The sequence below is a fragment of the Polaribacter marinaquae genome, assembly GCF_038019025.1.
GTDB lineage: Bacteria > Bacteroidota > Bacteroidia > Flavobacteriales > Flavobacteriaceae > Polaribacter > Polaribacter marinaquae.
Map to the genome: position 1 here is coordinate 1,517,571 of NZ_CP150496.1, position 24,937 is coordinate 1,542,507.

The window sequence follows — 24,937 nt, forward strand, 5'->3', positions numbered from 1 at the left end:
AAAAAAGTATGCTTGTAAAAGTTTATGGCTCAGCCGTTTTTGGTATTGAGGCAACTACAATTACCGTAGAAGTAAATATAGACAAAGGTATTGGCTACCATTTAGTGGGTTTGCCAGACAACGCTGTTAGAGAAAGTTCTTACCGAATTTCAGCAGCATTAAATAACAATAACTATAAACTTCCTGGTAAAAAAATCATTATAAACATGGCTCCTGCAGATATTCGTAAAGAAGGAGCTGCTTATGATTTAACATTGGCTGTAGGTATTCTTGCCGCTTCTAATCAAATTAAATCACCAAACATAAACGAATACATAATTATGGGAGAACTTTCTCTAGACGGAAGTTTACAACCCATAAGAGGAGCATTACCTATTGCGATAAAAGCGAGAGAAGAAGGTTATAAGTACTTAATTCTTCCGAAAGAAAACGCAAAAGAAGCAGCAATAGTAGATAATTTAGAAGTTTTAGGTGTAGAGAACATTCTTGAAGTTATCAATCATTTTAATGATGATGAAAAAATTGAACCTACAATTGTAGATACGCGCGCAGAGTTTTACAAAAATATCGATTTCCCAGAATTTGATTTTTCGGATGTAAAAGGACAAGAATCCATAAAACGTTGCATGGAAATTGCAGCCGCTGGTGGCCACAACATTATTCTAATTGGACCACCAGGATCTGGAAAAACAATGCTTGCAAAACGATTGCCTTCTATCTTACCACCAATGACATTGCATGAAGCATTAGAAACCACAAAAATACATTCTGTAGTGGGTAAAACTAAAAATGAAGGTCTTTTATACCAAAGACCATTTAGAAGCCCACATCATACAATTTCAAATGTTGCATTAGTAGGTGGCGGACAATATCCAAGACCAGGAGAAATTTCTCTTTCTCATAATGGTGTTCTTTTTTTAGATGAATTACCAGAATTTAAAAGAGATGTTTTAGAAGTTATGCGTCAACCACTAGAAGATAGAGACGTTACCATTTCTAGAGCTAAATTTACAGTAACTTATCCTTGTAGTTTTATGTTGGTAGCTAGCATGAATCCTAGTCCGAGTGGTTTTTTTAATGACCCTAACTCACCCATGACTTCTACTCCGCAAGAAATGCAACGATATTTAAGTAAAATTTCCGGTCCATTATTAGATAGAATAGACATTCATATAGAAGTTACACCGGTTCCTTTTGATAAATTATCAGAAGAAAGAAAAGGTGAATCTTCTGTAGAGATTAGAAAGCGAGTAACTGCATCTAGAGAGTTACAATCTAAAAGATTTAAAGATTTTGAGAACATTCATTATAACGCTCAAATGAACGTGAAACAAATAAGACAATTTTGTAAACTTTCTCAAGAAAGCAAAACCCTTTTAAAAACTGCTATGGAAAAATTAAATCTGTCTGCCAGAGCTTACGATAGAATCTTAAAAGTTTCGAGAACAATTGCAGATTTAGCCAATACTGAAGAAATAGCACCAGATCATATTGCAGAAGCAATACAATATCGAAGTTTAGACAGAGAAGGTTGGTTGGGGTAGAATTCACAAAATATTCTAAAATGAAAAAAGCATCTCAAAATTGAGATGCTTTTTGCGGTCTGGACGGGACTCGAACCCGCGACCCCCTGCGTGACAGGCAGGTATTCTAACCAGCTGAACTACCAGACCGTTGCTCTTAGCGGTTGCAAATATAACACAGTTTTTAATATCTGCAAGCATTTTTTTAAAAAAATTAAATATTTTTTTTTCTACTGATTAAATAAGCAGTTAAAACATCATTAAAACCTTTATTAATATCTACCGGAACATAATCTATCTTATACTGTAAACATTTGTTTTTTAGATTTTTAAAATACTCATTTACTAATTCCTGGTATTTTTCCTGAACATTTTCTGCAAAAACATTAATTTCTTGACCAGTTTCTATATCAATAAATTTTTTTGGAGAATTATCGAAATTAAAATCAAATTCAGTTTTTTGATCATAAGTATGAAACAAAACAACCTCATGTTTATTATATTTTAGATGTTTTAGTGCTTCAAATAAAGAATCATTCTGTTTATTTGGCTGAAACATATCTGTAAAAACAAAAATTAAAGATCTTCTATGAATCTTTTCTGCAATTTCATGAAGAAATTTATACGTTTCTGTAGTATTTTTAGAAGTAGTTGTTAATAATTGCTCTAATTGATGTAAAAGCATTTTTCGATGTCGATCACTTCCTTTCTCTGGCGCGTAATATTCATAAACATCAGAATAAATACTTAAACCAACCGCATCTCTTTGCCTCTTAAGAATCTCCATTAAAGCAGCAGCGGCAATTGCAGAAAAGCCAACTTTGTTTAAACTATTTATAGTCTGTTTTTTTACGACAGGATAATGCATAGAAGCAGAATTATCAATAATAATATGACATCTTAAATTTGTTTCTTCTTCGTATTTTTTGGTGTATAATTTTTCGGTTTTAGCAAATAACTTCCAATCTATATGTCTTGTACTTTCGCCTTTATTGTATAGCTTATGTTCAGAGAATTCTACAGAAAACCCATGAAAAGGACTTTTATGAATACCTGTTATAAAACCTTCTACAACTTGTCTTGCAAGAATGTCTAAGTTTTTTATTTCTGATGATTTAACTTCGGATGAATTTACCATACTACCAAAATAAAAAAAGGTTTGACGTTAGCCAAACCTTTATCTTATTTAATATGTTAATGCTACTTATATAGCAGCATCAATTTTACCTGTGTAAACGTTTTTAGGTGCAACACCTACTTGCTTATCTACAACTTCTCCGTTTTTAAATATTAAAACTGTTGGTATATTTCTAACACCATATTTAGCTGCAAATTCTTGGTTTGCATCTACATCTACTTTACCTACAACAGCTTTACCGTCATATTCAGTATGAATTTCATCTACAATTGGCCCAACCATTCTACAAGGCCCACACCAAGCAGCCCAAAAATCTACTAATACTGGTTTATCAGATTTTAATACTACCTCTTCAAAATTTGCGTCTGTTATTTCTAATGCCATTTTTTTATATTTTAAAAGTTCTTATTTCTAATTTTGTACTGCAAAAGTAAACAAAAATTTTACTTTCTATATTTCAAAAAAATTACTTTTTACTATTAGTCTATCAATAGTTTTTATGCTTACAAATATAGATTATGTTATAAATCAAGCCATTTCAAATCAAAAATTAATAATTCTTCATCTAAAACTAGCACCTTTTAAAGATATAAAAAATTTAAACCTTTAAAAAAGTTCAGTAGCAATAGCTTGTACATTATCACTTTTTCCCATAGAATAATAATGTAAAACAGGCACACCTGCAGCTAACAATTCTTTAGATTGCTGTATTGCCCACTCAATACCAACTTGTCTAACAGCTTTGTTATTACTACAATCTTCTATAGCAATAATTAAAGGCTCTGGTAAATCAATTTTAAAAACTTGTGGCAATAACTGTAAGTGACGTTTAACTGCAATGGGTTTAATTCCTGGTATAATAGGCACATTTATACCTGCATTTTTGGCCGCTGCAACAAATTCAAAATATTTCTGATTATCAAAAAACATTTGAGTTACAACATAATCTGCCCCAGCATCAACCTTTTCTTTTAATCGTTTTAAATCGGTTTGTAAAGATGGTGATTCTAAATGTTTCTCTGGATATCCTGCAACACCAATACAAAAGTCAGATTTATTAGACGCCTCTACAACCTCGTGTAAATATTTTCCGCAGTTTAAATCCTGAATTTGAGAAACCAAATCTTTTGCATAATGATTTCCGTCTTTGTTTGGTTCAAAATACTTTTGATGGCTCATCGCGTCTCCTCTTAACGCCATAACATTATCAATCCCAAGATAATGGCAATCTACCAAAACATACTCTGTTTCCTCTTTACTAAAGCCACCACAAAGCACATGTGGCACAGTATCTACATCATATTTATGTTTAATTGCAGCACAAATACCAACTGTACCTGGCCGCATTCTAGTAATTTTTCTATCTAACAAACCGTTACCTTTATCTATATAAACGTATTCTTCTCTAGAAGTTGTTACGTCTATAAACGGAGGTTTAAACTCCATTAAAGGATCTATGTTGTTGTATAATTCTTGAATATTATTTCCTTTTTTTGGCGGAATAATTTCAAATGAAAATAATGTTTTTCCGTTGGCTTCTTTAATATGATCTGTAATCTTCATCGTTCCTGAATTTATTCAGTATTCTAGATGAAATAAGCTATTGTTAATGCAGTTACAGTTAATGTTAAAAGCCTTAGAAAGAAAACTATTTCAATTCTATGTTTTTTCATTTTTTTAATATTTACTGCAAAACTCTTATTTCTTCTTTTATTAGTTGTTAGTTTAAATAAAATTAATTGTTAATTAATTATTTCTTTTGGGCGTTCCCTTTCAGGTCGCGCTTTTCGTTATATCTTTTTCTCGTTCCTTAAAAAAGGATGTCACTACAATCGCTAACGCAGGCTTACTCTTCTGCTAAATTTGGATGCAACCATTTTCTAGCTTTTTGTTTCGAAATTCCTTTACGTTGTGCATAATCTGTAACTTGATCGTCTGTTATTTTACCCAAACCAAAATATTTAGCTTCTTTATTTGCAAAATAATAACCAGAAACAGCAGCTGCAGGCCACATTGCCAAACTTTCTGTAAGTTTAACATCTATTTGTTCTTCTACGTTAAGTAAGCTCCAAATTGTTTCTTTTTCTAAATGATCTGGACAAGCAGGGTAACCTGGCGCCGGACGAATACCTTTGTAATTTTCTTTAATTAAATCATCATTAGACAATTCTTCATCAAGAGCATACCCCCAATGTTTTGTTCTAATTTGTTTGTGCAAATATTCTGCAAAAGCCTCGGCAAAACGATCTGCAATTGCTTGCGCCATAATTGCATTATAATCATCTTCTTTAGCTTTATAACTTTCTGCCAATTCTTGTGCCCCAAAAATTCCGACACAAAAAGCACCCATAAAATCTTTTTTACCAGATTCTTTAGGTGCAATAAAATCTGCTAAAGCATGGTTTGGTATACCTTCTCTTTTCTTTAACTGCTGTCTTAAAGTTCTAAAAACAAATTCTTCTCCTCCTTTTTTATGTACAGAAATATCATCTTCGTTAATAGTATTTGCTTCGAACAAACCAAAGATTGCTTTTGGTTTTAAAGATTGATTTGCTATAATTTCATTAATCATAACATTTGCTTCTTTGTACATTATTGTTGCTTGCTCGCCTACAACCTCATCTGTTAAAATATCAGGAAATTTACCATGTAAATCCCAACTTCTAAAAAACGGACTCCAATCTATAAAAGGCACTAATTCTTTTAAACTTAACTGTTCTAAAGTCTGAATTCCTAATTCTTTTGGCTTTACAATTTCAGTAGTTTGCCAATCAATTTTGTATTTACGTGTACGAGCTTCTTTTATAGAAATGTATGATTTCTCTTTACCTCGTTTTAAAAACTTGGTTCTAAACTCATCATAATCTTTCTTTAATTTTGCTACATAATCGTTATTGGTTTTTTTATTCAGCAAATCTCCAACAACAGTTACTGCTCTAGAAGCATCATTTACATGAACCACAGCGTTTTTATATTGTGTATCTATCTTAACTGCTGTATGTGCTTTAGATGTTGTTGCACCACCAATCAATAACGGTAATTTAAAATTTTGACGCTCCATTTCTTTGGCTAAATACACCATTTCGTCTAAGGACGGAGTAATCAATCCGCTTAAACCAATTGCATCTACATTTTCTCTTTTTGCAGCTTCAATAATTTTTTCTGGCGGAACCATAACTCCTAAATCTACAATCTCGTAATTATTACAGCCTAAAACAACAGAAACAATATTTTTACCAATATCATGAACATCTCCTTTTACTGTTGCCATTAATATTTTACCTAATGCTTTTTGTTCTTCGCCTTTTTCTGCTTCTATAAAAGGATTTAGATAACCGACCGCTTTTTTCATAACTCGAGCAGATTTTACAACTTGTGGTAAAAACATTTTTCCTGCACCAAATAAATCTCCAACTACATTCATACCAATCATCAAATTTCCTTCGATAACCTCTATTGGTTTTTCTGCTTGTTGTCTTGCTTCTTCTACATCTTCAATAATAAATGCGTCAATTCCTTTAACTAAAGCGTGCGTAATTCTATCTTGTAAAGGGTTTTCTCTCCAAGATAAATCGATAGTTTTTTCTTTTTTGGTTCCTTTTACCGTTTCTGCAAAATCTAATAAACGTTCGGTAGCATCTTCTCTTCTATCTAAAATTACGTCTTCTATATGTTCTAATAAATCTTTCGGAATATCATCATACACTTCTAACATTGCTGGGTTAACAATACCCATATTCATACCTGCTTGTATCGCATAATACAAGAAAACAGAGTGCATTGCTTCTCTAACAGTATTATTTCCTCTAAAAGAAAACGACACATTACTTACTCCTCCACTTACAGAAACGTTTTCTAAATTCTGACGCACCCAACGCGTTGCTTCTATAAAATCAATAGCATTTTTTCGATGTTCATCCATACCTGTTGCCACAGGAAAAATATTTAAATCGAAAATTATATCTTCGGATGCAAAACCAACTTTGTTTACTAAAATATCATAAGAGCGTTTGGCTATTTCTATACGTCTTTCGTAATTGTCTGCTTGTCCAACTTCATCAAAAGCCATTACAATTACTGCGGCTCCGTACCTTTTTATTTGAGTTGCTTCCCAAATGAATTTTTCTTCTCCTTCTTTTAATGAAATGGAATTTACAACGCATTTTCCTTGTACAACTTGTAAACCAGCTTCAATAATTTCCCATTTAGAACTATCTATCATCATAGGAACTCTACAAATATCTGGTTCTGCAGCTATTAAATTCAAAAAACGAACCATGGCTTCTTTTCCATCTATCAAACCATCATCCATATTAATATCTACAATCTGCGCACCACCGTCTACTTGATGTCTTGCAATATCTAAAGCTTCATCAAATTTCTCTTCTTTAATAAGTCTTAAAAACTTGCGTGACCCTGCAACGTTGGTTCGTTCTCCTACATTTATAAAATTGCTGTTTTCATTTAGAATTAAAGGTTCTAAACCAGACAATTTCATATATTTTGTTTGTTTTATCTTCATTAGGCTACCTTTATTAAAGTTTACGTGGCTTATATTTTGAAGCTAAATTTGATATTACTTTTATGTGTTCTGGCGATGTACCACAACAGCCACCAATAATATTTATCAAATCTTTTTTTAAATACTCTTCTATTTGTTCTCCCATTTCTTCAGGAGATTCATCATACTCTCCAAAAGCATTTGGTAAACCTGCATTTGGATGTGCAGATATTGCAAAGTCGGTTTTATTTGCTATTGCCTCTAAATGTGGTTGCAATAAATTGGCACCTAAAGCACAATTAAACCCTACAGATAACAACGGAATGTGAGACACAGAAATTAAAAAAGCTTCTGCAGTTTGCCCAGATAAAGTTCTACCTGATGCATCTGTTATTGTACCACTTAACATAGTTGGAACTTCTATATTTCGAGCAGTTTTTACTTCTTCTATAGCAAATAAGGCTGCTTTTGCATTTAATGTATCAAAAACGGTTTCTACTAATAAAATATCTGCGCCACCATCTAACAAGGCTTCTACTTGTTGTTTGTAAGCAATTCTTAATTGATCGAAAGTTACTGCTCTAAAACCAGGGTCGTTAACATCTGGAGACATACTTGCAGTTCTATTTGTTGGCCCTATAGAACCTGCAACAAAACGAGGTTTATGTGGTTCTTTTGCTGTAAATTGATTTGCAACTTCTTTCGCAATTTTTGCAGATTGATAATTTAGCTCGTACACTAAATCTTCCATTTGATAATCTGCCATTGCAATTGTAGTACCAGAAAAAGTATTGGTTTCTATAATATCTGCACCAGCTTCAAAATATTTTGCGTGAATAGTTTTTATAGCTTCTGGCTGTGTAATAGACAATAGATCGTTATTACCCTGAAGCGGACTAGGATAGTCTTTAAAACGTTCTCCTCTAAAATCTTCTTCTGTAAATTTATAAGCTTGTAGCATTGTGCCCATTGCACCATCTAAAACTAAAATTCGTTCTTGTAAAGCTTTGTATATCTCTGACATTTTTTGATATTTTTATCAATATATGTCATCAGGAAAGGTAAAATTCTTTGCTGTTATCTGTCAAGTTTAGAAAAAACTTGTAGAATGTAGCACCTTTCTCATAAAAATGAGAGGTTGCCAAGGCTTCATCGGGTCTAATCCCTCTACCTTTCGTGATAACGTAATTAATAAGTTTATGAACTGAACTACAAATAAACGCATTATTTATTTATTTGTAGAATTATTATATTAAAAATTTAAATAACTTTTGCTTTTATAATTCTTATAAATAACAAAAGTTACTTAAATATTTGTTAGTCTTTTTCAAATAAAGTTGAAGATAAATATCGATCACCTCTATCACAGACAATTGCAACTACTACTCCTTTTTCTAATTTTTCTGCAACTTTTATAGCAGTTGCTATAGAACCTCCACTACTCATACCTGCAAAAATTCCTTCTTCGGATGCTAATCTTTGTGTCATCGCCTTTGCTTCTTCTTCACTTACTTCTATTACCTGATCTACTTTAGATCTTGTAAAAATTGCAGGCAAGTATTCTTGTGGCCATTTTCTAATTCCTGGTATTTTTGCACCATCTACAGGTTGAGCACCAACTATTTGAATTTCTTTATTTTGCTCTTTTAAATAATCAGAAACTCCCATTATAGTTCCTGTAGTTCCCATAGCAGCAACAAAATGTGTTACCTCTCCTTCTGTATCTCTCCAAATCTCTGGACCCGTTGTTTTATAATGCGCTTTAGAATTATCTGTATTATCAAACTGATTCAATCTAAAATATCCTTTTTTATATTTTAATTTTAAAGCATAATCTCTAGATCCTTCAATACCTAAATCTGCAGGAGTTAAAATAACTTTAGCGCCATATGCACGCATCGTTTTTACTCTTTCTACTGTTGAGTTTTCGGGTAAAACTAATACCATATTTACACCTAAAACTTTAGCCATAAGAGCCAATGCTATTCCGGTATTACCACTTGTTGCCTCTACTAAAGTGTCTCCTTTCTTAATATTTTTTCTTCTTAAAGCTTCAGAAATCATATTATAAGCTGCTCTATCTTTTACACTTCCGCCTGGGTTGTTACCTTCTAATTTTAAAAGTAGTTTTACACCGTCTTTTTTAAAGATATTTTGCGCTTCTACTAATGGTGTATTACCTACAAAATCTATGATACTTTTTGTTTTCATTTAATTAATTTCTTTGAAAAATTTTATTTTCTGATTGCACAGTTACAACAGAATTTTCTAAAATAGTTTCTGTTACACAAACATTTGCACCAATAACAGAATTTTCTCCTATAACAACATCTCCGCCTAAAATTGTAGCATTTGCATAAATAACTACGTTATTTTCTATTGTTGGATGTCTTTTGGTAGAAGCCATGCTTTTTTTAACTTGAATTCCTCCTAAAGTTACACCTTGAAATATTTTAACATTGTTTTTTATAACCGTTGTTTCTCCGATAACTATACCTGTTGCATGATCAATAAAAAAAGAATCGCCAATTTGTGCTCCTGGATGAATATCTGTACCTGTTGTGCTATGAGCAAATTCACTCATCATTCTTGGTAAAACAGGTATTTTTTGTTTTAACAATTGATTACTTAATCTATACACTGCAATTGCATAAAAACCAGGATAAGCTAAATATATTTCTCTTAAACTCTTTGCAGCAGGATCACTATTTAAAGCCGCCAATGCATCTAAATCTAATTTTCTTCTAATTTCTTTAAAAGATTTTTCGAAATCTAGCCAAAAGCATGCCTCATTTTCAATAGATAATCTCTCTAAGATTTTTAAAAATTTATTTTTAGTAGCTTCACCATTAATACTATTATAATTAGTATCAAATAAGCAATTAATTAATTCTTTTGTAAAAACCTCTACAGCATCTCTTAAACACATGCTATAGTTTTGTTCTTTTATATTTGCAGAAACCTCATTCATATATATAAATTAAGATTCTGGAGCCAATTCTACTTCTAAACCGTCTATTTCTGGCGTAATTTGTATTTGACAACCTAATCTACTATTGTCTTCTACATTAAAAGCTTCTGCCAACATTGCATCTTCATCATCTGTCATTTCTGGCAAATCATGTTCAGAATTCACGTAACATTGACAAGATGCACACATTGCCATGCCACCACAAATACCAATTGTACCTTCTTCTGCTAACTCGTAGGAACGAACAACTTCCATTAAGTTCATTGCCATATCTGTTGGTGCAACTACATCATGTGTTACGCCATTTCTATCTGTAATTTTTATGTTGATGTCTTGCATCTGCTTCACTTTTAATAATATTGTCTGCAAAGTTACGGAAACCTAACAGATAACCGACTACTCTATTGCTTTTACAACAGCTTTTGGCGCCTCTTTTCTTGTTCCGTCAAAACCATCTACGCCTCCAACAGTAGTATATTTCATTACATATTTTTTATCTGGAAAAATTCTTTTGTAGGCACTTTGACACATTAAAGTTGCTTCGTGAAAACCACATAAAATTAATTTTAATTTACCCGGATATGTATTTACGTCTCCGATTGCATAAATACCCGGAATATTAGTTTGATAATCTAACGTATTGTTAACCTTAATAGCATTTTTCTCAATTTCTAATCCCCAATTACCAATTGGCCCTAATTTTGGTGACAAACCAAATAACGGTATAAAATGATCTGTATCAATAATAAAAGCATCTTCACCTTTCTTTTCTACAGCAACACCTGTTACTTTATCTTTACCAATAATGCCTTTAACTTCTGCAGGTGTAATAATATTAATTTTGCCTAAGTTTTTTAATTCTTGTGCTTTTTCTACAGAATCTAAAGCACCTCTAAACTCATTTCTTCTATGAATTAAAGTTACTTCTGATGCTACATCAGATAAGAAAATTGCCCAATCTAAGGCTGAATCTCCTCCACCAGAAATTACAACTTTTTTGTCTCTGTATAATTCTGGTTCTTTTATTATATACTCAACACCTTTATCTTCAAAACTTTCTAAATTATCAATTTTCGGTTTTCTAGGCTCAAAAGATCCTAAACCACCTGCGATTGCAACTATTTTAGCGTGATGTTTTGTTCCTTTATTGGTTGTTACAATAAAAGTACCATCATCTTGTTTGTCTATTGTTTCTGCTCTCTCTCCTAAGGTAAAGCCTGGTTCAAACTGTTTGGTTTGTTCTAATAGTTTAGTTGTTAAATCTCCTGCTAAAATTTCTGGATAAGCAGGAATATCATAAATAGGTTTCTTAGGATAAATTTCTGAACACTGACCTCCTGGTTGTGGCAAAGCATCAATTAAATGGCATTTTAATTTTAATAAACCTGCTTCAAAAACTGTAAATAAACCTGTTGGTCCTGCACCAATAATTAATATATCTGTTGTAATCATAATTGTTTGCTTTTGACTTTTCGCTTTTGGCCTTTTGCTTATTACAAAAGCTAAAGGTTAATAGCTATTTTATTTTTCTACTAAACTTTTTGTGAATTCGTTTAGCTTTTCTACTTTTTCCTCAAAGTCTCCTTTGATAGTTTTTCTGTACTCGTTTAAATTCTTTACTAAATCATCTATGTTTTCTGGAATAACTTCTTCAAAAAACTGACGTAACCTCTTAGCTGTTGTTGGTGATTTTCCGTTAGTAGAAATTGCAACTTTTACGTTTCCTTTAGTTACAATTCCGCCCATATAAAAATCGCAAAAAGGCGGATTATCCGCTACATTAACCAAAATACTTCGTTTTCTACAATGTTTGTAAACGGTTTCATTTATTGTAGGAATATCTGTAGTTGCAACAACTATATGTTTCTTTTTTAAATACCGTCTGCTATATTTTTTCTTAATTAACTTTACATTTCCGGTTTTTGCTAAAGAAATTGTACCTGATCTAAACATTGGCGAAACCATGGTAACATTTGCATCCGGACTAGATTTTAGCAAAAATGTAAGCTTCTCTTCTGCCACAAAACCACCACCTACAATTAAAACCTCTAAATTTTTAGTTTTTAAAAAAATCGGATATAAATTATTTCTTTCCATCAGCATATATTATTGCATTAAAACTCTAGAGTAATCTTGCTTAACTTCTGATAAAATTGCTCTATGGTTAACAACTTCACCTAAAATAATAATTGCAGGATTACTCAATTCCCTTTTCTCTACAATCTCTACAATTGTATCCACAGTTCCAATACCAACTTTTTCGTTAGTTCTTGTACCGTTTTGAATGATTGCTACAGGTAAATTATTTTTATTTTCTTGTTGAAACAATTTAATTATTTCCGGTAATTTACCCATTCCCATTAAAACCACTACTGTAGCATTCGATTTTGCTGCTAATGCAACATCATTAGATAATTTATGCTCTTTTGTAGTACCTGTAATAACCCAAAAACTTTCTGAACTACCACGTTTTGTTAAGGGAATATTTTGATATGCTGGCACTGCTAATGAAGATGAAATACCAGGCACCATTGCAGTTTCTATTCCATAATTTGCTACATATTCCATTTCTTCTGCACCACGACCAAAAATAAAAGGATCACCACCTTTTAAACGAACCACGTGCCCATGAGATTTTGCTCTCGCTACAATTAAGTCATTAATTTGTTCTTGTTGATACCTATAACAACCTCTTCTTTTACCTACAAAAATTTGTTCTGCATTTGGGTTGATATAATCTAACAACTCTTCATTTACCAAGGCGTCATACAATACTACATCTGCAGATTTTAGAACCTTAATAGCTTTTAATGTGATTAAATCTACATCTCCGGGGCCTGCCCCTACAACTGTTAATTTCGGAATTTTTTGACTCATCATTTTAACTTACACTTTCAGCTAAATTATTAGATAAAACTCTAAATTCTTTAACTTTTTTCAACAAAATTTCAGAATCATTGATATATTGCAAACAAAACTCTTTAGATGGTGCATTTTTATTAATTTGATAAATTAACTCACTAAAAGATGTGTTTAACTCAATTTTACCAGACCCCACAAACAACTCATCAAACTGCTTTATAATTCCTGCGTGGGTGTTGGTCTTTTTACTTTCTGCCAATAACATTGCTTTAGCAGTATTTACTAAAGATTGATATGCATAATATATGGCCCCAGAATAAATCTCGTTTTTATAAGATTCTTTAGCATTTTCAATTTTCTCTTCACTTTCTAAAAATAAAGTAGCTATTAAATCGATAACAACACCAGCACACTCACCTATACCAATTGCTTTTACATATTTTTCTTCTTCACCCCAATCGATAAAATCTTCTTGGGTTAAATTGGTAACATCTTGTAAATCATGTAAAAAATTATAAAAATACTTTTCTCCTTTTTCTTTGTAATAATCTACAAATTGTTTTCCGTTGGCATTTGATTCAAAATCATTTAAAATTCTGCGCAACGCTTCCGGACCTCTTCTACTTGGTACTTTTACAACTTTGTCGGCTAAAAGAGCATTTCCGTCACCTAAATTACCTCCTCCTAGAAGAACTTGTAACGCTGGTGCTATTAATTTATCTTTTGTTCTTACAGTCATTCCTTGAAAACCAATGTTTGCCATATTATGCTGCCCACAAGCATTCATACATCCACTAATTTTAATTACTAAATCTTGGTTTTCTAAATACTGAGGATATTCTGTAGTAATTACTCTTTCTAATTCTTTAGAAATCCCTGTACTACTTGCAATCCCTAAATTACAAGTATCTGTACCAGGACAAGCCGTAATATCTACTGCTTTGTTATAACCTGCTTCTGCAAAACCTAATTTTTCTAATTCTTGATAGAAAAAAGGCACTAATTCTTCTTTTACAAACGGAATTACAATATTCTGACGTAAAGTTAATCGGACTTCGCTAGCGGCATAATTATCTACTAAATCTGCTAATAAACGTGCTTTATCTGTATAAAAATCACCTAATAAAACTTTAATTCCTATTGCTACAAATCCTTTTTGTTTTTGCGGAATTAAGTTTGTGGTTTTCCATAACTCAAATGCTTCTTCGTTTTTAATTTTAACCTTAGGAACATCAACAGAAACAGGAGTTGAAGCAACAAAAGCATCAGCATTTATAACAACAGTTTTAAACTCTATTGCTTCTTGTTCTTTGGCTATCAACTCTCTAAAAGCCTCCAAACCAATATCTTTTAATAAAAATTTCATTCTTGCTTTGGCTCTACTTTTACGTTCGCCATAACGATCAAAAACTCTTAAAACACCTTCCATTACAGGTATAATTTTATCTGATGGTAAAAACTCATATAAAACATCTGCGTGTCTAGGTTGCGAACCTAAACCACCAGCAACCATTACTTTAAAACCTCTAATACCGTTTTGAATCTTAGCAATAAAACCTAAATCGTGCATATAAGACAAACCAGTATCTTCATCCGTAGAAGAAAAAGAAACCTTAAATTTACGTCCCATTTCTTGACAAATTGGATTTCGTAAAAAGAATTTATAAAGAGCGTCTGCATAAGGCGATACATCAAAAGGCTCGTTTACATCTATTCCTGCAGTTTCTGATGCAGTTACATTTCTAACAACATTACCACAGGCCTCTCTTAAAGTTACATCATCTCTTTCTAATTCTGCCCACAATTCTGGTGTTCTATCTAAATCTACATAGTGAATTTGTATATCTTGACGGGTAGTAATATGTAATCTACCTCTTGAATATTCATCAGAAACAGCTGCAATTCTATTTAATTGATTTGTTTTAAGTTTACCATAAGGCACCTTAATACGAATCATTTGAACACCTTGCTGTCTTTGGCCATAAACACCTCTAGCTAATCGAAGACTTCTAAATTTTTCTTCATCTATTTGTAGATTTTTGAATGCAGCAATCTTATCTGCTAATTCTATAATATCTTTTTCTACAATCGGATTTTCTATTTCTGTTTCAAAACTTCTCATAATATGCCCAAACTAACCTCTTATTTAAGAGAGGAACTCTTACTTGGGTGTAAGAATTTTATTTATAATTTCTTTTTTACCTATAGGATTAGTAGGTTTATAAATTCACGAATACTACTTTATTTTTTAAATAAATTAAAAACTTTTATTTTATGAATCCGACACCAACTGTGTTGTTGGTTTTAGGGTTAATCAAAATAAATAAACCATTTGATTTGTTATCTTTAAAAGAATCGAATGTTAATGGTTTGCTTAATTTTAAGTGAATATCTCCTATTTGATTTAGTTCTAATTCTGAAGGATTTTCTTCTATACCAGAAAAATCGGTTTTAATGATACTTGATAATTGAGTTATTTTTGCCTGAGCATCATTTACACCATGTTTAATATAATATTTTTGTGATGGTTGTAAAGATTCTTTATCCATCCAACAAACAGTAGCTTCTAACTGTTTTGAAATTTTTGGTTCTTCTTTCGATTTCACCAACATATCTCCTCTACTTACATTAACATTGTCTTCTAAAGTTAGTGTTACAGAACTTCCTCTTTTTGCTAATTGATATTCTGTATCAAAAAAATTAATTGATTTAATTTTTGATTTTGTTTGAGAAGGTAAAACAGTAATTTCATCTCCAACTTCTAAATCTCCACCATAAATTTTACCTGCATATCCTCTAAAATCGTGGTACTCTTCGGTTTTAGGTCTGATGACAGTTTGAACCGGAAAACGAGTTTGAGAAGCATCATTAATAGCGGAAGCATCTAAATTTTCTAAATGATGCATTAAAGTTTCTCCTTTATACCAAGGCATATTATCAGATTTATCAACAACATTATCTCCTTTTAATGCTGATAAAGGAATGAACGTTAAATTCTGACCTTTGTACTCGCTTTTACTTGCTAAATATTCAATTTCTCCTTTTATTATGTTGTATTTTTCTTCAGAAAAATCAACTAAATCCATTTTATTAACAGCAATTACAACATCTTTAATCCTTAATAAATTATTGATAAAAAAATGTCTATATGTTTGTTCTACAACTCCGTTTCTAGCATCAATTAAAACGATAGAAGCTTGTGCTGTAGAAGCACCAGTAACCATATTTCTTGTGTATTCTATATGACCTGGTGTATCTGCAATAATGAAACTTTTACTTGGTGTAGAAAAATAAATATGTGCAACATCTATTGTAATACCTTGTTCGCGTTCTGCAACCAAACCATCTGTAGCTAAAGAAAAATCTAAATAATCAAAACCTCTTTGTCTACTTTTTTCTTCTATAGCTTCTAACTTATCATCTGTTAATGATTTTGTATCGTATAAAATTCTACCAATTAAGGTACTTTTACCATCATCTACACTTCCTGCTGTTGCTATTTTTAGTACTTTCATTTTTTATCAGCTCTTTGCTATTCGCTTTTGGCTTTTAGCTTATTTTGTATTCTTTTTATTTTTGTGCTAATGACTAAAGCCAAAAGCTAAAGACTTAAATTTTCTGAAGAAAATTTTAGAAATATCCTTGTTGTTTTCTTTTTTCCATTGCCGCCTCAGAACGTTTATCATCAATTCTTGCTCCTCTTTCTGATATCGAGGAATCTCGAATTTCTTCTACCACCTTTTCTATATCTACGGCATCAGATAAAACAGCAGCGGTACAACTCATATCGCCTACGGTTCTAAAACGAACCATTTTCTCTATAACTTCCTCTTCTTCATCTCTGTAAACTACCTCATCATCCGCAGACCAAATCATGCCATCTCTCACAAAAATTTTTCTTTTATGAGCGAAATATATAGACGGAATTTCAATTTTTTCTTCTTTTATGTACGACCAAACGTCAAGCTCTGTCCAGTTTGATATCGGAAACACACGTACATTTTGCCCTAAATCAATACGTCCGTTTAGCATATCGAAAACTTCTGGACGTTGATTTTTCTCATCCCATTGCCCAAAATCATCTCTTACAGAAAAGATTCTTTCTTTAGCTCTTGCTTTTTCTTCATCTCTTCTTGCACCACCAATACATGCGTCAAAACCAAACTCTTCGATAGCGTCTAACAAAGTTTCTGTTTGTAACATGTTTCTACTTGCGTATCTACCAGATTCTTCTTTAACACGACCAGAATCTATGTTATCTTGTACATTTCTAACAATTAATTCTACGCCCAACTCTTTAGCTAAACGATCTCTAAACTCTATAGTTTCGGGGAAATTGTGCCCTGTATCTATGTGCATTAAAGGAAAAGGAATTTTTGCAGGATAAAATGCTTTTTGCGCTAAACGCACTAAAGTTATACTGTCTTTTCCGCCAGAAAAAAGTAACACTGGTTTTTCGAACTGCGCAACTACTTCTCTAAATATATATATTGCTTCACTTTCTAAAGCATCTACTTGTATTGTTCTTTGATTCATAATCATCTCTTTTAGATATGCAAACCACATTCTCTATTACTTTCTACTTTTGTTGGATCGAAATATGTGAACTCGTTTGGTAAGTTTTTTTCGATTAAATAAGCATCTAATTCTTTGTCTGTGCTATTGTAAAACGGACTGACTTTTAAAATACCATCTTTACTTACAGATACAACATCTATACTATCTCTAAATGCAGTTTGTCCTTTTCTTAAATTTGTAAACCAAACATCTGGTTGATGTTCTTGCATAGCTCTTGTAAAAGGCTCTAACTTAACTTGCTTTGTAAACTCTGCATGTTTTGGATCTTCGATTGACGGAACACCTAACACAACATTTCTATGAGCAACTGTTTGCTTAGGTGTGTATAATTGAATGTTTAAATTCAATTTTTCAATCAATTCTTCTGCGTGTCTGTATGTTTGTACTGTGTTATAACCTGTATCGCACCAAATTACTTTAATGTCTTTTTTTACTTCTGTTACCGCATTTAAAATAACAACCTCATAAGGCCTAAAATTTGTAGTAATTACTGCATTTTTAGCGATTGAAATTGCCCAAGAAATTATTTCTTTTGGGCTTTTGTTTTTTAATTCAGCATTTATTTTATCTAAATCTAGGTTCATTATTTTCCCCATTTTATTTTGTTCCAAATTCTTTCGTGAAAAAAGTATAATATTAACTTCGTTACAAAGTCTACAGATGCAATAGAAGTTGCCAAACCTATTTTACCAGTTAAAAAATAAGACACAACTAAAGTATCTAAAGTACCTATAAGTCTCCAGCTTAAAGCTTTTATTACACTTCGTAAAGGTTTTTCAGACGTTTTATCTTCTGTAAAACCTCTACTTTGTGTTTTTTTACTAAAAATGATTTGATTTAAAATCATAGTTATTAATTAATTCAATTACCTACTAGTTTGGTAGGACAATGCAAACCTACGGTAATTTTTATTAGTTTAACAAGGATTCTTGTCAATTTTCATTTAAACCCTATAGATTTAATAGATTAATAAAAATAATAAATAAATTTTGCGAATCTTAAACCTAAAACGACTTAAGACCAACAATTATTTACCAATAAAATTCAAATATTATTTTAGCACTTACAGAGATCTGCTAATGAAGTATTTCTAAAAATATCTAGCGTATTATCTCTCACCTTAATCATTAAACGATGCACAGAACATGCATTTTCATCTGGGCAATCATCACATTTTTCGTAAAAGTTTAAACTTACGCAAGGCACCATAGATATTGGCCCTTCTAAAATACGCATAACAGTTGTCATTGGAATATCCGAAGGACTTTTAAGTAAATAATAACCACCGCCTTTTCCTTTTTTAGAACCTAAAATTCCGTTTTTACGAAGTGTTAACAAAATAGTTTCTAAAAATTTTAGGGAAATATTTTCGCTCTTAGAAATTGTAGCAATTGCAACAGGATTTTTATTTTCTTGTTTTGCTAAATAAGTAAGCGCTTTTATTCCGTATTTTGTCTTTTTTGAAAGCATTAATTTACTAGATTTTTAATAAATATGTACTATTTAGTTGTGTGGCTTTTATCTAAATTATAGAAAGTAGCTTGTGCAAAATCTGTAGCATCGCCAGAGTTATTTAAATGGTAAACACCTGCTTTAAAATACATGTACTGCCCACCAACATTATAACCGCTATTAACCATATCTACAGTTTTAGATACATCATCTTTACCGTCTCTACTAATTGTTATTGTTAAATTATCTCCAACAACTTTTATCGAATAAGTAAACTTTTCATTCAGTGCAATTCCGTCTGTCGGATTGGAAGCACTACTGCTTCTAGAACCAATTAACTCGTACCATTGCTCGCTACCATTACCGTCTGTTGGTTCGTGTGCAAAATAAATAGAACCTAAAGCATTGTCTTTTAATTTTCTGTAGTAAATTCTTACAGGCTCATCATCATTTGCATGAATTTGACCAATTACTAACCTACCAACATGACTACTATTACCTGTAGTAGTAACATTATTAATAGCAAGTGTTGCATTCATTTCTCCGTCGAAACCAGCTGCTGCATTTAAATCCGCAGAAGGGGCAGTACCAAAAACCCAATTATTTTTATTTACACCTTTAGTACTAATACTTGTATTTGTACCGCGTAACATTTCTCTTAACTCAACTCTGGTGTAACTTGTGTTTGCAGAAGTTTTAAAACCATCTACAGGACATTTAAAAACTATTCCACCATCATCCGAAGTATAAAAATATTTATTATTTTGATATTTATTATTTAATTCGCTTACAGTAATTGTAGTTGCTATACCGTTTCCGTTATTTTCTGGAATACTTAAATTCCAAGTTGATAAATCAAAGTTTTCTGATGGTGCTTTCGTAACATTTTCTCTAGCCGCTTGCTTTACCTCTATTGTTTCTGATAAACTTAAACCAGAAATTTGTATCGTTCCTGTTCGGGCATTTAATGTTGTGTTTTCTGAAACAGTAACATCAATTTTACCATTATTAGAACTAGAAGCTGGTGTAACAGAAATCCAATTTTGGTTTGCGGTCACACTCCAATCAATATTAGAAGAAATATTAACTGATTTTGTTTCTTCTTGAGCCGAAAATTCTGACAAAGAATTTACAGTTAATTTTTCTATAAAAATATCTTCTGTGGTTTCACTAGAACCACAACTTAAGATTAATGTTAGAAAGATAAAAGAAAAAATATTTTGTAATAATCGCATAAAATCTTTTGATTTAATAAACCTTAAAGGTAGTAAAAAGAATAATTAAATATTAATTTTATTGCAATGCTTGTTTTAAATCATCAATAATATCTTTTACATTTTCTAAACCTACAGAAACTCTAACCAAACCATCTGTAATACCAACTTCTAAACGATCTTGTTCAGACAAACGACCATGTGTCGTAGAAGAAGGATGCGTTACAATGGTTCTAGTATCGCCCAAATTAGCAGATAAAGAACACATTTTAATTTTATTTAAAAAATTTCTTCCGGCTTCAATACCGCCTTTAATTTCAAAAGCAACAATATTACCGCCTAATTTCATTTGCTTTTTTGCAATTTCATATTGTGGATGCGATTTTAAAAAAGGATATTTCACCAAAGTTACTTGTTCATTTTCTTCTAAAAACTGAGCAACTTTTAAAGCATTTTCTGCATGTTTTTCTACTCTAAGTGCTAAAGTTTCTAAACTTTTAGACAAAACCCAAGCGTTAAAAGGCGACATTGCTGGTCCTGTATTTCTAGCAAATAAATAGATTTCTCTAATTAAATCTTTACTACCAACAGTTACACCTCCTAAAACTCTACCTTGCCCATCCATTAATTTTGTAGCAGAATGAATAACCAAATCTGCACCAAATTTTATTGGTTGTTGCACGTAAGGCGTTGCAAAACAATTATCAACAATAAAAATTAAATTATGCTTTTTTGCAATTTTACCTATTAGTGCTAAATCTAAAATATCTACTGCCGGATTTGTTGGTGTTTCTATATAAAGAATTTTAGTGTTTTCTTTAATTAAACTTTCAACTAAATCTACTTCATCTACCTTAAAGTAAGAAGTTTCGATATTCCATTTTGGCAAATATTTTGTGAACATGCTATGCGTAGACCCAAAAACCGATCTACAAGACACAATATGATCGCCTGCGTTTAATAATGCCGCAAAACTTGAAAATATTGCAGACATACCAGTCGCAAATGCATAACCTGATTCTGCGCCTTCCATAGTAACCACTTTATCTACAAATTCTGTTGTGTTTGGGTTTGTAAACCTACTATACAGATTGCGTTGTTTTTCTTCGGAAAAAGAAGCTCTCATTTCTTCTGCATCATCAAAAACAAAACTCGATGTTAAATATAAAGGTGTAGAATGTTCTGAAAACTGACTTCTTTCTGTCTGATTTCTTATTGCTGATGTTTCAAAATGTTTGTTTTTACTCATTTTTATTTTTTATGATTCTGAAACAAGTTCAGAGTGACACTTAGTGTCAATTATTATGTTTTGCCAATCTTAAAATATCACCAAAAACGCCTCTTGCAGTAACGCTTGCTCCGGCTCCGGCACCTTGTATTACAATTGGTTGCTCGCCATATGATTCTGTATAAATTTCAAAAATAGCATCAGAACCTTTTAGAGATCCTAAGGGAGTAGATTTTTCTGTAGAAACTAACTTTACTTCTAAATTACCTTTTGATTTTGATAAATCTCCGCTTAATTCGCCAATATATCTTAAAACATGATTTGGTTTTTGATTTTCTTTTAAAGTCTGATATTCGGTATTTAATAATTCTAAATTTTCTAAAAAGCTTTCTGCTGAACCTTCTCTTAAATTCTCTGGAATTAAATTTTTGATAACAACTTCATCAAATTCATTTTCTAATTCTAATTCTCTTGCAAGTATCAATAATTTTCTAGCAACATCATTACCGCCTAAATCTTCTCTAGCATCTGGCTCTGTAAATCCTTTATCAATTGCTTCTTTTAAAACTTCAGAAAAAGGAACATTTTTATTAGAAAAATTATTAAATAAATAACTTAAACTTCCAGAAAAAACACCTCTAATTCTAGTTATATTTTCTCCGGATTCATGTAATAATCTAATTGTATCTATCAAAGGTAAACCTGCACCAACATTGGTTTCGTATAAATATTGTTTTTTATATTCTTTTAATTTAGCTCTTATTTCTTTGTAAAAATCAAAAGATAAAGTATTTGCAATTTTATTACAAGAAACTAAATCGAAACCAGCTTCTATTAAAGGTAAATAATTCGCTACAAAATTTACACTAGCAGTATTATCTACGGCTATTAAATTTTCGAAATGATGTGCTTTTGCAAAGGCAATAATATCATTAACGTTTACATTTTCTTCACCACTTTCTAAAAGATTCTCTTTCCAATTTTTAGAAACGCCATCTTTTTTTAACAGTACTTTTTTAGAATTTGCTACAGCAAAAACATTCAATTGTAATTTTCTTCTTTCTAAAACAGACTGCGTATTTTCTATAATTTGGTCTATTAATGTACCACCAACTAAACCTTTACCAAAAACAGCAATATTAATTTTCTTAACAATACCAAAAACTTGCCCATGAATTACATTAACTGCCTTATGTAATTCTGATTTCTTAACAACCAAACTAACATTTTTACCTGTAACTGTATTATTGAACAACAAAGGCACAATTTGATTTTTAATTAAAGCATTATAAGGATGATGAAACTCACTTAAATCTTGACCAATTATAGAAATTACAGCAACATCTTTAACAACAGAAATCTGATTTACATCTTGTGAATAAAAGTCGTTTTCGAACTCTTTTTCAAGGGCATTTATTGCTTCTTCAGATTCATTTTCTGCTATAATTAATCCAATTCCTCTTTCTGATGAACCTTGCGAGATAATACTAACACTTATATTTCTATCGCTTAACGCTTTAAAAATTCTTGCATCTACACCAACTTTACCTAGCAAACCTCTACCTTCAAAATTTAACAGAGCAACATCATTAATTGTAGAAATCGATTTAATGCCTTTTGATGAAGATGCGGAAGTGATAAGCGTACCTTTATCTTCTTCTTGAAAAGTATTTAAAATTCTAAGATTGATGTTTTTTTCTATAAGTGGTATAATCGTTTTAGCGTGCAAAATTGTTGCCCCAAAGTTTGCCAATTCATTTGCTTCAGAAAAAGACAACTGCTCTATCTTTTTAGCATCTGCAACCAAATCTGGGTTTGCCGTAAAAATTCCGCTTACATGTGTATAATTCTGTAACTCTTCTGCATCTAAATAATTGGCTAATAATGCGGCAGTATAATTGCTACCATTTCTACCCAATGTGGTTGTTTCTCCTTTTTTATTTGCAGCTACAAAGCCACTTACAATATTTATTACGTTGTTGTTTTTCTTAAAAAATGCTGTTACATTCTCTTTTGAAACTGCTGTTATTGGTTGGGCGTTTCCAAAATTTTCGTCTGTAATTATTAAAGATCTAGCGTCTATTGCATTTGCCGGCACACTAATTTGTTCTAGTAAACTTGCTACTAATTTTACAGACAATAATTCTCCTTGCGCTAAAACTTCATCTTTAATTTTACTACTGTAATCGCCTAATAAAGAAACCCCTTCAAACAAAGTTTCTAGTTTTGTAAATTCCGATGTAAAATCTACTTTATTTATTGGCGTTTGCTGATATTTTTTAAACTCTTCGAATTTAGATTTGTACTCTTGTTTAGCTGCAGCAGTATTTAAAATATCTTCTAAATTGTTAGTTGCATTGCCTCTTGCAGAAACTACAACCGTAATTTTTTTATTCTCTTTGTATTTTTTTGCAATAATACGTATCGCATTTTCTAAGCCTTTTCCGTTGGCTAAAGATTTTCCTCCAAACTTTAAAACTTTCATCTTCTTTTCTCTGTAATCTTTATTAAAAATAGGTGCAATAATTTTTTCTAATTGATCATATTCTATTAAAAAAGCATCATGACCATGCACCGAATTTATTTCGTTATAAGTAACATTGTCTTTTGTTAATGCTAACTTTTTATGTGTTTCTCTGTTTTCTTCCGCAGTAAAAAACAAATCAGAATCTACCCCAATAATATGAATGTTGGCTTCTATCTTATCTAAGATTTCTTCAGGTTTTAAACCTCCGTTGGTAACATCAATCGTTTTTAATAATTGATTCATTAATTTATAAGACGATAATTGATAACGTTCTTGTAACTTTTTGCCATGATGTAACAACCAACTTTCTACATCAAAAATATCTGAATTCGCTTTTTTTGATCGATGAAAACGCTCTTTAAAACTTTCTGGCGTTCTATAACATAACATTGCATGCATGCGTGCATCATGCACCGGATTGCTAGAATTTACCAAAAATTGTTCTTGAATTTGGCAATTGGCTATTAACCAATCTGTAGATTTCCAATCTGTTGCTATTGGTAAAAAATGTTTTGTTAATTTTGTATTTAAGACCAACATTTCCCAAGCAATTCCGCCACCTAAAGAACCTCCTATCAAAGCAAATATTCTATCAATTTTTAATAGATTCAATCCTTCTAAAAAAATATTGGCAACATCTCTTGCTATAAAATCTTTATAATTTTCAATTAAAAAACTATCAAAACCATTGCCTGGTATATTAAAAGACAAAATGGTATAAACCTCTGTGTTTATTGCTTTATCTAAACCTACAATATCTTGCCACCAACCTTCTTTTCCGGCAACATTAGAATTACCTGTTAATGCATGATTGATTAAAACCACAGGAGCCGACCCTAATTCTTTACCAAAAACTTGATAACTCAAATTTAATTCAGGAATTTTTACACCAGCTTCTGTGGTAAAATTTTTTATTTTGATATGTTTTAGTAATTCTTTCAAG

At 31.4% G+C, this 24,937-nt stretch carries 21 protein-coding genes, 1 tRNA gene and 1 riboswitch; of the genes, 1 reads left to right on the forward strand and 21 read right to left on the reverse strand.

All coding sequences use genetic code 11. From position 1 onward, the window contains the following. The first annotated feature begins 8 nt into the window (after positions 1–8). The gene (locus tag WG950_RS06990) at positions 9–1,544 is read left to right on the forward strand and encodes a YifB family Mg chelatase-like AAA ATPase (RefSeq protein ID WP_340935154.1); all 1,536 of its coding nucleotides are present in this window, start codon (positions 9–11) and stop codon (positions 1,542–1,544) included. Positions 1,545–1,599: 55 nt separating this feature from the next. On the opposite strand, the gene WG950_RS06995 is transcribed toward WG950_RS06990, so the two are convergent. The 21 genes from WG950_RS06995 to thrA form a co-directional block, all read right to left on the reverse strand. Next, positions 1,600–1,673: transfer RNA gene (locus WG950_RS06995), tRNA-Asp, on the reverse strand. 64 nt (positions 1,674–1,737) lie between these two features. Beyond that, a complete protein-coding gene (locus WG950_RS07000; RefSeq protein ID WP_340935156.1) occupies positions 1,738–2,661 on the reverse strand; it encodes a DUF58 domain-containing protein in 924 nt (307 codons plus the stop codon). 66 nt (positions 2,662–2,727) lie between these two features. After that, a complete protein-coding gene (trxA, locus tag WG950_RS07005) occupies positions 2,728–3,045 on the reverse strand; it encodes a thioredoxin (protein WP_036783166.1) in 318 nt (105 codons plus the stop codon). Between the two features lie 222 nt (positions 3,046–3,267). Further along, a complete protein-coding gene (gene metF / locus WG950_RS07010) occupies positions 3,268–4,224 on the reverse strand; it encodes a methylenetetrahydrofolate reductase [NAD(P)H] (protein ID WP_340935157.1) in 957 nt (318 codons plus the stop codon). Between the two features lie 283 nt (positions 4,225–4,507). Further along, positions 4,508–7,183, reverse strand: a complete 2,676-nt coding sequence (gene metH / locus WG950_RS07015; RefSeq protein ID WP_340935158.1) for a methionine synthase — start codon at positions 7,181–7,183, stop codon at positions 4,508–4,510. Positions 7,184–7,196: 13 nt separating this feature from the next. Next, complete coding sequence (locus WG950_RS07020) at positions 7,197–8,186, reverse strand: homocysteine S-methyltransferase family protein (protein ID WP_340935159.1); 990 nt, start codon at positions 8,184–8,186, stop codon at positions 7,197–7,199. 50 nt (positions 8,187–8,236) lie between these two features. Beyond that, positions 8,237–8,348, reverse strand: a riboswitch (SAM riboswitch). A gap of 131 nt (positions 8,349–8,479) precedes the next feature. Next, entirely contained in the window at positions 8,480–9,373 is an 894-nt protein-coding gene (gene cysM / locus WG950_RS07025; RefSeq protein WP_079738118.1) for a cysteine synthase CysM, read from the reverse strand. 4 nt (positions 9,374–9,377) lie between these two features. After that, positions 9,378–10,133, reverse strand: coding sequence for a serine O-acetyltransferase EpsC (gene epsC / locus WG950_RS07030; RefSeq protein ID WP_079738117.1), 756 nt, complete (start codon positions 10,131–10,133; stop codon positions 9,378–9,380). Between the two features lie 9 nt (positions 10,134–10,142). Then, a complete protein-coding gene (locus WG950_RS07035) occupies positions 10,143–10,472 on the reverse strand; it encodes a 2Fe-2S iron-sulfur cluster-binding protein (RefSeq protein ID WP_077811087.1) in 330 nt (109 codons plus the stop codon). Between the two features lie 57 nt (positions 10,473–10,529). Next, on the reverse strand, positions 10,530–11,585 hold the full coding sequence (locus WG950_RS07040) for an NAD(P)/FAD-dependent oxidoreductase (RefSeq protein ID WP_340935160.1): 1,056 nt from the start codon (positions 11,583–11,585) through the stop codon (positions 10,530–10,532). Positions 11,586–11,654: 69 nt separating this feature from the next. After that, positions 11,655–12,230 (reverse strand): bifunctional precorrin-2 dehydrogenase/sirohydrochlorin ferrochelatase, encoded by a 576-nt coding sequence (locus WG950_RS07045; RefSeq protein ID WP_340935161.1) that lies wholly within the window; start codon positions 12,228–12,230, stop codon positions 11,655–11,657. Positions 12,231–12,239: 9 nt separating this feature from the next. Beyond that, a complete protein-coding gene (cobA, locus tag WG950_RS07050; protein WP_340935162.1) occupies positions 12,240–13,010 on the reverse strand; it encodes a uroporphyrinogen-III C-methyltransferase in 771 nt (256 codons plus the stop codon). 4 nt (positions 13,011–13,014) lie between these two features. Beyond that, positions 13,015–15,117, reverse strand: coding sequence for a HEPN domain-containing protein (locus WG950_RS07055; protein WP_340935163.1), 2,103 nt, complete (start codon positions 15,115–15,117; stop codon positions 13,015–13,017). A gap of 145 nt (positions 15,118–15,262) precedes the next feature. Continuing rightward, a complete protein-coding gene (locus tag WG950_RS07060) occupies positions 15,263–16,510 on the reverse strand; it encodes a sulfate adenylyltransferase subunit 1 (protein WP_340935166.1) in 1,248 nt (415 codons plus the stop codon). Positions 16,511–16,625: 115 nt separating this feature from the next. Further along, entirely contained in the window at positions 16,626–17,531 is a 906-nt protein-coding gene (gene cysD, locus WG950_RS07065) for a sulfate adenylyltransferase subunit CysD (RefSeq protein WP_340935167.1), read from the reverse strand. Between the two features lie 11 nt (positions 17,532–17,542). After that, entirely contained in the window at positions 17,543–18,157 is a 615-nt protein-coding gene (locus WG950_RS07070; RefSeq protein ID WP_340935169.1) for a phosphoadenosine phosphosulfate reductase family protein, read from the reverse strand. Next, a complete protein-coding gene (locus WG950_RS07075; RefSeq protein ID WP_077811080.1) occupies positions 18,157–18,420 on the reverse strand; it encodes a DUF2061 domain-containing protein in 264 nt (87 codons plus the stop codon). The genes WG950_RS07070 and WG950_RS07075 overlap by 1 nt, the downstream gene beginning before the upstream one ends. A 209-nt stretch (positions 18,421–18,629) precedes the next feature. Beyond that, positions 18,630–19,043 carry an RrF2 family transcriptional regulator gene (locus WG950_RS07080; RefSeq protein WP_077811079.1) on the reverse strand — a complete coding sequence of 138 codons (414 nt, stop codon included), beginning with the start codon at positions 19,041–19,043 and terminating at the stop codon, positions 18,630–18,632. A 29-nt stretch (positions 19,044–19,072) separates the two neighbouring features. Further along, the gene (locus WG950_RS07085; RefSeq protein ID WP_340935170.1) at positions 19,073–20,260 is read right to left on the reverse strand and encodes a polysaccharide lyase family 7 protein; all 1,188 of its coding nucleotides are present in this window, start codon (positions 20,258–20,260) and stop codon (positions 19,073–19,075) included. A 58-nt stretch (positions 20,261–20,318) separates the two neighbouring features. Beyond that, entirely contained in the window at positions 20,319–21,488 is a 1,170-nt protein-coding gene (locus tag WG950_RS07090) for an O-succinylhomoserine sulfhydrylase (protein ID WP_340935171.1), read from the reverse strand. A 46-nt stretch (positions 21,489–21,534) separates the two neighbouring features. After that, on the reverse strand, positions 21,535–24,936 hold the full coding sequence (thrA, locus tag WG950_RS07095) for a bifunctional aspartate kinase/homoserine dehydrogenase I (RefSeq protein WP_340935173.1): 3,402 nt from the start codon (positions 24,934–24,936) through the stop codon (positions 21,535–21,537). Position 24,937 lies beyond the last annotated feature (1 nt).

Excerpts from the sequence above, each read along its gene's own strand:
- metF (WP_340935157.1), bottom strand. The coding sequence starts at position 4,224 with ATGAAGATTACAGATCATATTAAAGAAGCCAACGGAAAAACATTATTT.
- WG950_RS07060 (WP_340935166.1), bottom strand. The coding sequence starts at position 16,510 with ATGAAAGTACTAAAAATAGCAACAGCAGGAAGTGTAGATGATGGTAAA.
- WG950_RS07090 (WP_340935171.1), bottom strand. The coding sequence starts at position 21,488 with ATGAGTAAAAACAAACATTTTGAAACATCAGCAATAAGAAATCAGACA.
- epsC (WP_079738117.1), bottom strand. The coding sequence starts at position 10,133 with ATGAATGAGGTTTCTGCAAATATAAAAGAACAAAACTATAGCATGTGT.
- WG950_RS07080 (WP_077811079.1), bottom strand. The coding sequence starts at position 19,043 with ATGCTTTCAAAAAAGACAAAATACGGAATAAAAGCGCTTACTTATTTA.
- WG950_RS07000 (WP_340935156.1), bottom strand. The coding sequence starts at position 2,661 with ATGGTAAATTCATCCGAAGTTAAATCATCAGAAATAAAAAACTTAGAC.
- WG950_RS07020 (WP_340935159.1), bottom strand. The coding sequence starts at position 8,186 with ATGTCAGAGATATACAAAGCTTTACAAGAACGAATTTTAGTTTTAGAT.
- WG950_RS07040 (WP_340935160.1), bottom strand. The coding sequence starts at position 11,585 with ATGATTACAACAGATATATTAATTATTGGTGCAGGACCAACAGGTTTA.
- WG950_RS07045 (WP_340935161.1), bottom strand. The coding sequence starts at position 12,230 with ATGGAAAGAAATAATTTATATCCGATTTTTTTAAAAACTAAAAATTTA.
- WG950_RS07070 (WP_340935169.1), bottom strand. The coding sequence starts at position 18,157 with ATGAACCTAGATTTAGATAAAATAAATGCTGAATTAAAAAACAAAAGC.
- cysM (WP_079738118.1), bottom strand. The coding sequence starts at position 9,373 with ATGAAAACAAAAAGTATCATAGATTTTGTAGGTAATACACCATTAGTA.
- cobA (WP_340935162.1), bottom strand. The coding sequence starts at position 13,010 with ATGAGTCAAAAAATTCCGAAATTAACAGTTGTAGGGGCAGGCCCCGGA.
- WG950_RS07075 (WP_077811080.1), bottom strand. The coding sequence starts at position 18,420 with ATGATTTTAAATCAAATCATTTTTAGTAAAAAAACACAAAGTAGAGGT.
- cysD (WP_340935167.1), bottom strand. The coding sequence starts at position 17,531 with ATGAATCAAAGAACAATACAAGTAGATGCTTTAGAAAGTGAAGCAATA.
- metH (WP_340935158.1), bottom strand. The coding sequence starts at position 7,183 with ATGAAGATAAAACAAACAAAATATATGAAATTGTCTGGTTTAGAACCT.
- WG950_RS07055 (WP_340935163.1), bottom strand. The coding sequence starts at position 15,117 with ATGAGAAGTTTTGAAACAGAAATAGAAAATCCGATTGTAGAAAAAGAT.
- trxA (WP_036783166.1), bottom strand. The coding sequence starts at position 3,045 with ATGGCATTAGAAATAACAGACGCAAATTTTGAAGAGGTAGTATTAAAA.
- WG950_RS06990 (WP_340935154.1), top strand. The coding sequence starts at position 9 with ATGCTTGTAAAAGTTTATGGCTCAGCCGTTTTTGGTATTGAGGCAACT.
- WG950_RS07035 (WP_077811087.1), bottom strand. The coding sequence starts at position 10,472 with ATGCAAGACATCAACATAAAAATTACAGATAGAAATGGCGTAACACAT.
- WG950_RS07085 (WP_340935170.1), bottom strand. The coding sequence starts at position 20,260 with ATGCGATTATTACAAAATATTTTTTCTTTTATCTTTCTAACATTAATC.